Source organism: Trinickia sp., from assembly GCF_036503415.1.
Taxonomy (GTDB): Bacteria; Pseudomonadota; Gammaproteobacteria; order Burkholderiales; family Burkholderiaceae; genus Trinickia.
Genome location: NZ_DASXWY010000089.1, coordinates 17,599 through 30,261, shown reverse-complemented (window position 1 = coordinate 30,261; position 12,663 = coordinate 17,599). Strand labels below are relative to the sequence as shown.

General features: G+C 63.2%; 11 protein-coding genes. 6 read left to right on the top strand and 5 right to left on the bottom strand.

Going from position 1 to position 12,663, the window contains the following annotated elements; all coding sequences use genetic code 11:
* Positions 1-53: 53 nt before the first annotated feature.
* The 4 genes from VGL01_RS12560 to VGL01_RS12545 all read left to right on the top strand — a co-directional run bounded on the left by VGL01_RS12560 (position 54) and on the right by VGL01_RS12545 (position 4,140).
* On the top strand, positions 54-1,151 hold the full coding sequence (locus tag VGL01_RS12560; RefSeq protein WP_331569724.1) for a polyamine ABC transporter substrate-binding protein: 1,098 nt from the start codon (positions 54-56) through the stop codon (positions 1,149-1,151).
* 90 nt (positions 1,152-1,241) lie between these two features.
* Complete coding sequence (locus VGL01_RS12555; RefSeq protein WP_331569722.1) at positions 1,242-2,396, top strand: ABC transporter ATP-binding protein; 1,155 nt, start codon at positions 1,242-1,244, stop codon at positions 2,394-2,396.
* Positions 2,393-3,322: an ABC transporter permease subunit gene (locus tag VGL01_RS12550; RefSeq protein ID WP_331569720.1), complete on the top strand. Its 930-nt coding sequence runs from the start codon at positions 2,393-2,395 to the stop codon at positions 3,320-3,322. Before VGL01_RS12555 ends, VGL01_RS12550 begins: the two co-directional genes overlap by 4 nt.
* Positions 3,322-4,140 (top strand): ABC transporter permease subunit, encoded by an 819-nt coding sequence (locus VGL01_RS12545; RefSeq protein WP_331569920.1) that lies wholly within the window; start codon positions 3,322-3,324, stop codon positions 4,138-4,140. The genes VGL01_RS12550 and VGL01_RS12545 overlap by 1 nt, the downstream gene beginning before the upstream one ends.
* Before the next feature lie 31 nt (positions 4,141-4,171).
* Here the strand turns inward: VGL01_RS12545 and VGL01_RS12540 are convergent, their stop codons facing one another.
* The 3 genes from VGL01_RS12540 to VGL01_RS12530 are packed head-to-tail and all read right to left on the bottom strand — an operon-like array spanning position 4,172 to position 9,953.
* Entirely contained in the window at positions 4,172-5,620 is a 1,449-nt protein-coding gene (locus tag VGL01_RS12540) for an efflux transporter outer membrane subunit (RefSeq protein ID WP_331569718.1), read from the bottom strand.
* Between the two features lie 2 nt (positions 5,621-5,622).
* Complete coding sequence (locus VGL01_RS12535; RefSeq protein ID WP_331569918.1) at positions 5,623-8,775, bottom strand: efflux RND transporter permease subunit; 3,153 nt, start codon at positions 8,773-8,775, stop codon at positions 5,623-5,625.
* Positions 8,776-8,816: 41 nt separating this feature from the next.
* Positions 8,817-9,953 (bottom strand): efflux RND transporter periplasmic adaptor subunit, encoded by a 1,137-nt coding sequence (locus VGL01_RS12530; RefSeq protein ID WP_414720244.1) that lies wholly within the window; start codon positions 9,951-9,953, stop codon positions 8,817-8,819.
* A 209-nt stretch (positions 9,954-10,162) separates the two neighbouring features.
* Here VGL01_RS12530 and VGL01_RS12525 point away from each other — a divergent pair, with 209 nt between their 5' ends.
* Positions 10,163-10,771: a TetR/AcrR family transcriptional regulator gene (locus tag VGL01_RS12525; protein WP_331569716.1), complete on the top strand. Its 609-nt coding sequence runs from the start codon at positions 10,163-10,165 to the stop codon at positions 10,769-10,771.
* Between the two features lie 121 nt (positions 10,772-10,892).
* Complete coding sequence (locus VGL01_RS12520) at positions 10,893-11,966, top strand: hypothetical protein (RefSeq protein ID WP_331569714.1); 1,074 nt, start codon at positions 10,893-10,895, stop codon at positions 11,964-11,966.
* A 36-nt stretch (positions 11,967-12,002) separates the two neighbouring features.
* Here the strand turns inward: VGL01_RS12520 and VGL01_RS12515 are convergent, their stop codons facing one another.
* Positions 12,003-12,233, bottom strand: a complete 231-nt coding sequence (locus VGL01_RS12515; protein ID WP_331569712.1) for a DUF2795 domain-containing protein — start codon at positions 12,231-12,233, stop codon at positions 12,003-12,005.
* Between the two features lie 101 nt (positions 12,234-12,334).
* Positions 12,335-12,598, bottom strand: coding sequence for a hypothetical protein (locus VGL01_RS12510; RefSeq protein WP_331569711.1), 264 nt, complete (start codon positions 12,596-12,598; stop codon positions 12,335-12,337).
* Positions 12,599-12,663: the final 65 nt, after the last annotated feature.

Genomic DNA, 12,663 nt, shown 5'->3' with positions numbered 1-12,663 from the left:
GCGATATCGGAACGGGTTGGCACCGGCGCTGGCCGGATGGACCGGAGAGTGGAATGAAAAAACGGGTTCTGGGTGGACTGGCCGTGCTTGCGTTGTGCGCGGCACCGTGGACTGCGTCGATCGCAAAAGACACGCAACTGAATGTCTATAACTGGTCCGACTACATCGCCAAGGACACGATCCCGAACTTCGAGAAACAAACCGGCATCAAGGTCAAATACGACAACTACGATAGCGACGACACGCTGCAAGCCAAGCTGCTCACGGGCAACTCGGGCTACGACATCGTCGTGCCGACGAGCAACTACGCCGGCAAACAGATCGCGGCCGGCATCTTCGCCCCGCTCGACAAATCGAAACTGCCGAACCTCAAGTATCTCGACCCGCAACTGATGGCCCTCGTGGCCGGTGCCGATCCGGGCAACAAGTATGTGGTGCCCTGGGCCTATGGCACGACGGGCCTTGGCTACAACGTCGACAAGGCAACCAAGATTCTCGGCAAGGTACCGCTCGATAACTGGGACGTCCTCTTCAAGCCCGAGAACATTTCCAAACTCAAGGCGTGCGGCGTGTCGGTGCTCGATGCGCCGGATCAGGTCTTCGCGGCTGCGCTCCACTATATCGGCAAGGATCCGATGAGCACGAACCCGGCTGACTACCAGGCGGCGATGACCATGCTCAAGAAGATCCGCCCGTACATCACGCAGTTCAACTCGTCGGGCTATATCAACGATATGGTCGGCGGCGATATCTGCTTCGCCTACGGCTGGTCCGGTGACGTCGTGATCGCCAAGCATCGCACGCAGGAGGCGAAGAAGCCTTACAAGATCGAGTACTACATTCCGAAGGGCGGGGCACCGATCTGGTTCGACGTGATGGCGATTCCGAAAGACGCGAAACACAAGGAAGCGGCGCTCGAGTGGATCAATTACATCGAAGATCCGAAGGTGCATGCGGCGATTACGAACGCGGTGTATTACCCGAGCGCCAATGCCGAAGCGCGCAAGTACGTGGACAAGAGCATCGCCGACGATCCGGCGGTTTATCCGCCCGCCGATGTGGTCAAGACACTGTTCCTCTTGAAACCGTTGCCCGCCGATATCCAGCGTCTGCAAACGCGGCTCTGGACGGAGTTCAAGTCGGGCCGGTAAGAGAATATTTAGCCGGCATGTAATCTCGAAAGCCCCCGGACCGGAGCCGGGGGCTTTGTACGTCAAACGATTCGAATCAAGCGGAAGACCATGAGCGATCAGCCGAGCTCGCAGGCCCCAAGCGGCGCGCGGGCCCCATCGTCAGTAACGGCCTCGGCCGAGGACTTCGTCCAGATCGTGGATGTCGTCAAGAACTTCGGCGAGACCGTTGCGGTGCGCAACGTCAGCTTGTCGGTCGCGAAGGGCGAACTCTTTGCGCTACTCGGCAGTTCGGGGTGTGGCAAGTCGACGCTGCTGAGAATGCTGGCGGGGCTCGAGACCGTCACGTCGGGAAAGATTTTGATCGACGGCGAAGATCTGGCGCTGATGCCGCCGTACCGGCGCCCAGTCAACATGATGTTCCAGTCGTATGCGCTTTTTCCGCATATGACGGTCGAATCGAACGTCGCATTCGGTCTCAAGCAGGAGGGCGTGCCGAAGGCCGAATTGAAGGAGCGGGTGCAAGCGGCGCTCGATCTCGTTCAAATGGGCCGTTTCGCCAAGCGCAAGCCGCATCAGCTGTCGGGCGGCCAGCAACAGCGCGTGGCGCTCGCGCGCTCGCTCGTGAAACGGCCGAAGCTGCTGTTGCTCGATGAGCCGATGTCGGCGCTCGACAAGCAGATTCGCCAGCGCACGCAAATCGAGCTCGTCAATATCCTCGAGCGCGTTGGGGTGACCTGCATCATGGTCACGCACGATCAGGAGGAAGCGATGACGATGGCGGGCCGGCTCGCCGTCATGAGCGAAGGTAGGATCGTGCAACTGGGTACGCCCAACGAGGTCTACGAGTATCCCAATACGCGCTTTTCCGCGGAATTCATCGGGTCGACGAATCTTTTCGACGGGCACGTCGTCGAGGACGAGCCCGATCACATATTCGTCGAGACCTCCGAACTGCCGTGCCGGATGTACGTCAACCACGGCATTACAGGCCCGCTCGGCATGCCGGTCACCATTTCGGTGCGTCCCGAACGTGTCGCGCTCACGCGCAAACCGCCCGAGGGTGCCTACAACTGGGGGCGCGGCGTGGTGTCGAATATTGCTTATCTCGGCGGCTACTCGCTCTATCACGTGAAGCTCGATTCGGGCAAGACGGTCATCGCGAACGTCACGAGCCTTGCGCTTTCGGAGATCGATACGCCCACCTGGGGCGACGAGATCTATGTGCGCTGGAGCGCTTCGGCCGGGGTGGTGCTGACAGCATGAAAAACGCTCTGACTTCGTTGGCCACATGGCCGGCGCGGCGCTTGCGGCTCACAGGCAGTACGGCGGTCGTCGCCGGGCCGTTCATCTGGCTGCTGCTTTTTTTCTTCGTGCCGTTTCTGCTCGTCGTCAAGATCAGCTTCGCGGAGCTGCAGCTCGGTATTCCGCCTTACTCCGAACTCGTGGCGTTCAAGGAAGGTGTCATCCAGATATCGTTGAACATCGCGCATTACGCGTTTCTGTTCAGCGACAGCCTTTATTTCGCGACCTACGTCAACTCGGTGGTCGTAGCCGCGGTCACAACGCTGTTGTGCCTGCTGCTCGGCTACCCGATGGCGTATTACATCGCCCGCTCCGCCCCCGGGGCGCGCAATCTGCTGATGATGGCCGTCATGCTGCCGTTCTGGACGTCGTTCCTGATTCGCGTCTACGCGTGGGTCGGCATTCTCAAGAACAACGGGCTGCTCAACAACTTTTTGATGACGATCGGTCTCATCCACACGCCGATCGAGCTTTATCGGACAAACGTCGCCGTCTATATCGGCATGGTCTATTCGTATCTGCCGTTTCTCGTGATGCCGCTCTATGCGCATCTCGTGAAGATGGACCTGACGCTGCTGGAGGCGGCATACGATCTTGGCGCGAAGCCATGGAGAGCGTTCGTCCAGATCACCCTGCCGCTATCGAAGAACGGCATCATCGCCGGATGCCTGCTCGTGTTCATCCCCGCGGTGGGCGAGTACGTGATCCCCGAGCTCCTCGGCGGCGCGAATACGTTGATGATCGGCCGCGTCATGTGGAACGAATTCTTCAATAACGCCGATTGGCCCATGGCATCGGCGGTGACCTGCGCGATGGTGCTGCTGCTTCTCGTTCCGATGGCGATGTTCCAGCACTATCAGGCCAAACAACTCGAAGCGCACCGATGATCAAACCGAATCGCACGTTGCAGCTGATCGCGCTCGGCATCGGCTTCGCGTTTCTTTACATTCCGATCCTGAGCCTCGTCGTCTATTCGTTCAACGAGTCTCAGCTCGTCACCGTCTGGACGCGTTTTTCGACGCGCTGGTACGCCGCGCTCGTACAGGATGACGAACTGATCGCGTCGTTCTGGCTTTCGCTGCGCATTGCGTTGCTGACGGCATTCGCTTCGGTTTTCATCGGTACCTGGGCGGGCTTCGTGCTGGCGCGCATGGGCCGCTTTCGCGGCTTCACGCTCTTTACCGGGATGATCAATGCGCCGCTCGTCATCCCCGAGGTCATTCAGGGCATTTCGCTGCTGCTGCTGTTCATCGAAATGGGCAAGTGGCTCGGTTGGCCCGAAGGGCGCGGTCTCGTCACGATCTGGATCGGCCATGTCATGCTCTGCATGTCCTATGTCGCCATCATCGTGCAGTCGCGCGTGCGCGATCTGAACCCCTCGCTCGAAGAGGCGGCGCTCGACCTCGGCGCGACGCCGTTGAAGGTGTTTTTCACGATCACGCTGCCGCTCATCTCGCAGGCGCTCATGGCCGGCTGGCTGCTGTCGTTCACGCTCTCGATCGACGATCTCGTGCTGTCGGCGTTTCTTTCGGGGCCCGGATCGACGACGCTGCCCCTCGTCGTTTTCTCGCGGGTCCGGCTCGGGCTCAATCCCGAAATGAACGCGCTCGCAACGCTTTTCATCGCCGTCGTCACGATCGGCGTGATCGTCATCAACTACTTCATGTCGAGGGCCGAGAGGCGGCGCCTTGAAGGCGTCGCCTGATCGGCGTGCGCCGGATTGCCCGGTTCGCGTGTCAGGAGCGCTCGTCCGCCGGCACTTCGCCCATTGCCTGAAAGAGGCTTGCGGTATCGGTCAGGCGCCGGCTGGTCGCGCGAATCGCATCGAGCTCCGCGTTCAGATATTGCTGTTCGCTCGCACGTTCGGCCGAGGGCGGTAACGCCCCGAGTCGGTGCCGCGCGGCAGTCTCCTCGAAGCCGGTGCGCGAGGCCCCGGCAGCCGTATCGGCCGATGCGAGCGTTTCCGCATCATGCTCGAGTGCCGCGAGCGTGTCGGCTACGTTCTGGAAAGCCGAGAGCACGGTCGCTTTGTACTGCAGCACGGCTGCGTCGTAGTTGTCGATCGCGGCTCGGCGCTGCGCGCGCAGTGCCCCGCCGTGAAAAATCGGCTGAGAAAGCCCGGCGCCGATGCTCCACACGGCGCCGGCGCCCGACAGCGCTTTGGCCCACGAGAAGCCGCTTTGCCCCATGCTTGCCGAGAGCGACACGCTGGGGAACAGTTGCGCCGTTGCCACTCCGACATCCGCCGCGGCCGCCTTGAGTGTGGCATCGGCGGCGCGGATGTCCGGACGCGAGCGTAACAGCTCGGACGGCAGCACCACGGGTACGCGCTCGGGCAACGCGAAGCTCTCCAGCGCCGGCACGGGGGGCGCGGCGTCGGGCGTGCGGCCCAACAGTACGGCGAGGGCATGCGCGGCCGCGGCGCGCTGCTGACGCAACCCGGGCAAATTGGCCGCGAGCGACGCGGCGCTTTGCTTCGACGTCAGCGCCTGTGCATGCGAGACGGCGCCCAGCGCATAGCGGCGTTCATCCTCGCGCGCCGTGTCGTTGGCGAGTGCCACCAGCCGCTCCGTCACCGCGATTTGACGGTCGAGCGCGGCGACGTTGATGACGGAGCCGACGATATTGGCCGCAAGCGCACGCCGTGCCGCATCGAGCTGAAACGCCTGCTGGTTCACCCGCGCACGCAATTCCGCATTTGCGTAGCGCACGGCGCCGAAAAGATCGAACGTATAGCTCGCTTCCACCTGCCCCACGAACACGTTGTAGAGGACGGTATTCGGTCCGGCGGTGGGAATGCCGAGCGCCCGTTCGCGTGTTGCCTGTGCGCCGGCGTCAACGTGCGGCAGCAATGACGAACCGATCTGTGCGCGCAGTTGCTCGTGCGCGGCGGCGAGCGATTTTTCGGCTGCGGCAAGCGTCTGACTGTTGCGCAGACCCTCATCGACGAGCGCGTCGAGCGCATCCGAGCGATAAAGCCGCCACCATTGGGGCACCGGTTCAGCGCCCATCTCGAACTGCTGGGCAACACCGCCAGCCGTCGCTGTGCGCGGCGGTTGCGGTGCCGCGCCATATTGGGCAGGCGATGGCATCGCGGGCGGTGCGCCGTTCGGACCGAAGGAACAGCCGGCCAGTGCGGATGCGATGGCCGCGGTGAGAACAACGCGACTCGAGGCGGAATTCATCGTCAGTTCCCCGTATGCTCAGTACCGGACGGCAGAGGATCGCGCTCGTCGCGCCGCACCCTGAACCACGCCGCGTAAAGCGCCGGCAAATAGAAAAGTGTCAGGATCGTCGCGCTCGTGATGCCGCCCATCAAGGCGGTGGCCATTGGCCCGAAAAAATTCGAGCGCAGCAACGGAATCAGCGCGAGCACCGCGGCCGCCGCGGTCAGTGTGATCGGACGGAAGCGGCGGACGGTGGCGCCGATAATGGCATCGACGCGCCGATGCCCGGCCGCGATATCCTGCTCGATCTGGTCGACGAGGATGACCGAGTTGCGCATGATGATGCCGAACATCGCAATAACCCCGAGCGTGGCCACGAAACCGAACGGCTTGCCGAACAGCAGCAGCGTCGCGACGACACCGATCAGCCCCAACGGCGCGGTCAGCACGACCATCAGGACGCGCGCGAAGCTCTGCAGCTGAATCATCAGCAGCGTCAATACGGCGATCGCCATCAGCGGCATTTGCGCGTTGATCGACGACTGGCCCTTCGCGCTTTCCTCCACCGATCCACCGACCTCGATCCGGTAGCCGAGCGGCAACTGGGCGCGCTCGGCACTCAGCGCGCGATCGATGGCGTTCGTGACGTCGATGCCTTGCGCGTTGCCGCGCACGTCGGCCTGGACGGTGATGGTCGGCTGACGGTCGCGCTCCCAGATGACGCCGTATTCGAGCGTCGCGCGCATATGGCCAAGCGACGCGAGCGGCACCGGTCCGTTCGGAGTCGGCATCGCGAGGCTCGTCAGCCTTGCGGGGTCGATGCGTTCGCTCTTGGGCGCGCGCAGTTCGACGCCGATCAGCTTGTCGCGCTCGCGATACTGCGTGACGGTATAGCCCGAGAGCGTCATCGCAAGAAAATTCGATACGTCTTGCGACGTCACGCCGAGTTCATGCGCTTTCATCTGGTCGATCTCGAACGACAGAGACCGTTCCGCGGGCTCGTCCCAATCGAATTGCACATTGCGCGTGCGCGTGTCGGCACGGACCATGGAGGCGACCCTCTCGGCAATGGAGCGCACCGTCGCGATGTCATCGCCGCTCACGCGGAACTGGATCGGAAAGCCCACCGGCGGCCCGTTCTCGAGCCGCGACAAGCGCGTGCGCACGCCGGGAAATTGGTTTTCGAGCTGCGTATCGAGCCAGCGCGCGAGCTTCTCGCGGTCCTCGACGGATTTGGCAGTCACCACGAATTGCGCGAAGTTCGGCTGCTGCAGTTGTTGATCGAGCGGGAGATAAAAGCGCGGGGCACCCGTGCCGACGAAGTCCACGAAGTGGTCGATTTCAGGGCGCCCATCGAGCGTCTTCTCGAGGCGCTTGGCCTCGCGCAACGTCGCCTCGAACGACGCGCCTTCCGGCAGCCGCATATCGACGAGCAGCTCGGGGCGATCCGAACTCGGAAAGAATTGCTGCGGCACGAGCGAGAACCCGGCCAGCGCGATGACGAAGAGCAAGACGGTGATGCTCAGCACGATCGCGCGCCGCTCGACGCACCACGCGACCCAGACGGACAACCGGCGATAAAAGCGCGTGTCGTAGATATCCACGTGATGCGCGTCGTCCGCCGCGGCGCCGTCGCCGCCCGCGTCCGTGCCATGCGGGTTGCGCTTGCGCTCGGTCAGCAGGTGATAGCCGAGCAGCGGAATCAGCACCACGGCGGCGAACCACGATGCGATCAGCGCGATCGCCGAGACTTCGAAGATCGAGCGGGTATATTCGCCGGTACTCGATTTGGCGAGCGCGATCGGCAAGAAGCCCGAAACGGTGACGAGGGTACCCGTCAACATCGGAAATGCGGTGCTCGTATAGGCGTACGCTGCGGAGCGCGTCCGATTCCAGCCCTGTTCGAGCTTCACGGCCATCATCTCGACGGCGATGATCGCATCGTCGACGAGCAGCCCGAGTGCCAGCACGAGCGTGCCGAGCGAAACCTTGTGCAGGCCGATATCGAAGAGGGACATGAACAGCGCCGTGACGGCCAGCACGATCGGAATCGAAATGGCGACCACCATCCCGGTTCGCAGGCCCAGCGAGATCAGGCTCACGATCAACACGATCGCGACGGCTTCGCCGACCGCTTCCAGAAAGTCGTTCACCGAATGCGATACCGCATGCGGCATGCTCGATACCTCGGTTAGCTCGAGCCCGGCCGGCAGATGCATGCGCAACTCGTCGCGCTTGGCATCGAGCGCTTTTCCGAGGCGAATCACGTCGCCGCCCGGCTGCATCGTGATGCCGATGCCGAGTACCGCCTGGTGGTTGCCGCGCATCTGCGTCACGGGCGGGTCGTCGTAACCGCGCGTGATCTTGGCGATATCGCCGAGGCGGAATGTGCGCTGGTTGATCGTGATGAGCGTATTGGCGAGCGCCTCGACATCGCGGAATTGTCCGCTCGGGCGGACGAACACGCGGTCGACACCCGTCGTGACGGTGCCGGCCGGCGAAACGGCGTTTTGGGCGTTGATGGCCTCGGCCAGCTGTTGTGGCGAGATGTTCAAACGGGTGAGCTGTGCGTTCGATATCTCGATGAAGACGTGCTGATCCGGGTCCCCGAAATAGTCGACTTTCGCCACGCCGGGCACGCGCAGCAGGACCGTGCGCAATTGATCGGCGTAGTCATGCAACTGGGCCGGCGTGAAGCCGTCGCCTTGGAGCGTATAGACGTTCGTGTAAACATCGCCGAACTCGTCATTGAAGAACGGGCCGACGGTCCCCGGGGGTAGCGTGGCGGCAATGTCGCCCACCTTCTTGCGAATCTGATACCAGGTCTCCGGCACGTCCTTGACCGGAGCGGAGTCCTTCATCGTGAAAAAAATCATCGACTCGCCGGGGCGAGAGTAACTGCGCTGGAAGTCGATGTGCGGCTCTTCCTGCAGCTTGCGACCGATGCGGTCTGTGATCTGCTCTTGCACCTGCCGAGCCGTCGCACCGGGCCAGAGCGTACGAATCACCATCACGCGGAACGTGAACGGCGGATCTTCGGATTGTGCGAGCCGGGTGTAGGCGAGGATGCCTGCCAGCGTCGCGAGCGTGATGAGGAAGATCACGAGCGCCTGATGGCGAAGCGCCCATGCGGACAAGTTGAAACGGTCTTCCTGCGGGGACGGGGTCGGCATCGATTGCGGCAGGCCGTCGGAATCGTTGGGGCGATCGACGCTCATGACGCAAAATCCTCGGGATGCAACGGCGCGACCGCGCGGACGTGTTCGCCCGCGCTGACGGCGTGGACGCCTTGCAGCACCACGCGCTCGCCATCGCGAAGTCCCGAGGCGACGGAGATCGTGCGTTCGTCGTAGCGCACGACTTGTATCGGACGAAGCTCGAGCGTATCGCTGCCCGCGCGCACGACCCATACGGCCGGCCGCTCGCCGATGTGAAAGAGCGCGGTGGCGGGCAGGGTGAACGGATGCGCGACCGACGTATCGCCGGACGTTTCGAACGCGACGTTCGCGGTCATGCCGAGCCTGAGCGCGGGCGTCGGCGCCTGCAGCGTGAGCTTGACGCGGTAAGTGCGGCTTTGCGGATCGGCGGCCGGCGAGACTTCGCGCACCCGTGCCGCAAACGTCTGGCCCGGCAAAGCCGGCAGACTCACCCGCGCCGTGTGGCCGACGGCAAGCGAGGGCAGCAAGCGTTCGGGCGCATCGCAGACGACATCGATTTCGCCGCTCCATGCCAGTTGGTAGACAGCCTGACCCACCGACACGTTTTGGCCCGTATCGGCGTTTTCAGCCGTGATGACGCCGGCATGATCGGCCGTGAGCGTGGCATATCGGAGCTGATCGGCAGCCAGCGCACGTTGGGCTTGCGCGGCATCGCGCTGCGCCGCGGCCGCCGCATAAGCGTCTTGCGTTTGTTCGAGCTGCGCGGGCGCGATGAGGTTTTCGTGCGCCTGGGCGCGATCGCGATCGAGCTGCTGTTTCGCATAGACGAGCCGGTGCTGCGCCGCGTCGAGCTGCGCTTGCGCGTTCGCGACGTTCTTTTGCACGTCCGCCGGATCCAGGCTCGCCAATACTTGCCCGGGCTTGACCGTATCGCCGAGACGCGCGCGTCGCTCGACGATCTTGCCCGCGACGCGGAATGAAAGCGGCGTGCTGTAGCGTGCCTGCACCTGGCCGGGCAGCGAGGCGACCGGTGCGCGACCGTCCGGATGCACCGCAATCGCCACGACGGGCTTGATCGGGGGCACGGCGGCTTCCCGCGGATGGCAGCCGGCGAGCGCCAAGGCGCAGCATACCGATGCCAGAACGCTATATCGGCGCGGGGACGAAGCGGCGCGACGCAACGACGCGCGCACGCCATTCGGTGCGCCATGATCGGAACGATCCACGAATCCCTCGAAAGCAGATGAAAGGTGAAGAAAAAGCGCCGCAGCGTGGACCGCGCAAGCGCGGCCGGTCAGCCGCACCGGGGAGGTCATCTCGAATTTGCGAGTGCATTCTAATACAGGTGTGTATTGGAATGCAAAGGCGGATTTTCCGGTGTGGCAGTGCTACACTGTGGGACATGAAACGAAAACGCCTGACCCGCGAGCAGAGCAAGGACCAGACGCGCGAGCGCTTGATCGACTCGGCGCGCACGATGTTTATCAAAAAGGGGTATGTCGCAACGAGCGTCGAGGACATCGCGTCAGCGGCCGGCTATACGCGCGGCGCCTTCTATTCGAACTTCGACGGCAAGGCCGAGTTGCTGATCGAACTGCTGCGCCGCGACCACGACCGGATGGATGCCGATTTCCAAGCGATCATGCAAGACGGCGGCACGAAAGCGGAGATCGAAACGCGCGTCACGACCTACTACAGCCAGATGATCCGGGACGACCGTTGCTTCCCGCTCTGGGTCGAGGCGAAATTGCTGGCGGGCCGCGACGCCAAATTCCGCACCCGCTTCAACGCGTTCAGAAACGAGAAGCTCGAGCAGATCGCAGCGTACATCCGCGCTTTTTCGGAGCAGGTGGGCAGCGAGCTGCCGTTGCCGGCCGAAACGCTGGCGCTCGGGCTCGTGAGCCTTTGCGACGGCTTGCAGTTCTTTCGCATGTGCGATCCCCAGCAGTTCACCGATGAGGTAACCGAATCGGTCCTCGCGGGCTTCTTCCAAAGGGTCCTGGTTGGCTGAAAGAGCCTCGAGTCTGCAATATCGAGATATTTCTCAGAGATTTGCGCGTCGGCGATGACTAAAACTAGGCGAGTGAAAACGAGCGAATGCGCTCGCTTCGCCAACGTTAAAGGAGTCGACGATGGGACAAGAAGACAGGTATGAGGACGCCAGGCGACGACTGCGGCTGATGATGGACGCCCGGACGCCCTCGCCACACACCGGGAATCTGCATCGGGATCTCGAGATTCTGCAGGCGATGTTGCTACTGCTCAAAGGCGCGCAAGACATTCGCGCGATGCAGTCCGGGTTGGGCACCAGCTACGAAGAATCCAAGCAGCTCGTCTATACCCTGATCGAGACGAAACCGAAGTTCACGCGAGCCAAAGCGGGCGCGCTCGCCGATACCGTTGGGCAGCTCGTGACCTCGGCCGTGCCGACGGCGATCAATGCAGCGGGACAGCTCGTCGCGAGAGCCACCGGCAGCGAGACGGTCGGCAAGGTCTTCGAAGGGGTCAAACAAGTCCACGATGTGACCGACGCCACCATCAGCGCGGTAGGAACGTTTGTCGCGGTTCAGCCGATGGTCAGCACCGTAATGAGCACGACCAACAGCTCGCTTGTGCAACAGTGCATGACGTGGTGGATGAGCGCCAACGCCGCTGCGAATGCGACAACGCTCGCAAACGGTTATCTCAGCGTTCTCAGCCATATCACGACCGTCATCTCGGTGCTCGTGACGGGCAGCAAGCTCGATCCCCTGCTGGCACTCCAGGACCGCTACCGCGGTACGTGCAGTTGCTGCGCCGAGGCGGCAAATATTGCGCAGGAATGGATGAAGGGGGCGTCGTCGTCGGCCGCCGGCCTGCATCCGCTCGTGGGGCTCCCGCTGGCGACTTACGGTGCGCTCGACAAAGGCGGCCATTATGTTGCAAAAAAGCTCGCTGCGAGGAAAGGCAAGGAACGCCACCGGGACGGGTACTACAGTGCTTGCGCGCTCTGGGGCGCCGCGCAGTCGAACCCGACGGAGCACGAGGTGTTCAAATACCGCTTCCCCCATGTCCTGGGCCAGGATGGCCGCTGCCCGATTGCCATGCTCATTCTCGCGACCTTGTTCGGACGAGGAAACCTTCAGGAAGGTGCGGCGAAGGCGGTTGCCGCGATCGTCTCGAACCGGGCGAGCGCAGTCGAGAAGATCAAAGGCCTGATAGGCTAGACGGCACCGGACATCGCCGGCCGGGGCGGCTCGCCGTCAAACGCTGACGCCGGGCCCGTAGTTGCTGCCGATCAGCCGCGTGACCGCATCGACGTCGGCGTAGTCCTGCTCAGGCAGCCCGTCGAGAATCGCCAGCAGTTCATTGCTCGCGCCGGCATCGCGAGCAATGTCGACGATCTCGTCCTTGTTCGCGGGAAAGGACACCGCATGCAGTACATCCGCGATCTGAAGATCGATGGGTTCGTCCGGGACCGCGGGTGTCGACATGATGAGCATGCTCCTTTGGCAGTATGGGGCGCCGCCCGCCGACATGCGGCGGCGGCTCTGTTGCGGCTCGATTGCGGTCCTCCGGGCTTCGGGGGCCGTCTTCAGGTTTGCGCCTGTCGCTCGTGCGGACCGAAGCGGGCCGCGAGGCCGTGCGGTTTCGGCAATTCGATGCGGCTCCAATGCTGGGGTCCCGGCCCGGTGCCGGCCAGCACATGCGGCGCGGGCGGTGCCACGGGCGGCGCGTTGATCCGCGCCGCGGCGAGCGCGGCGCGTGCCGTCAGGCTGTCGAGCGCCGCCGTATGGTTGGGTGCGGCGAAGCACGATGCCGAAAGCAATGCCATGGTCGTCAGTGTCGAGACTTTCATGACTCGACCTCCTTCTCGATGCGACATGCAGCCTTTGAGTCGTCTTCCGACCGGCAAATGCAGCA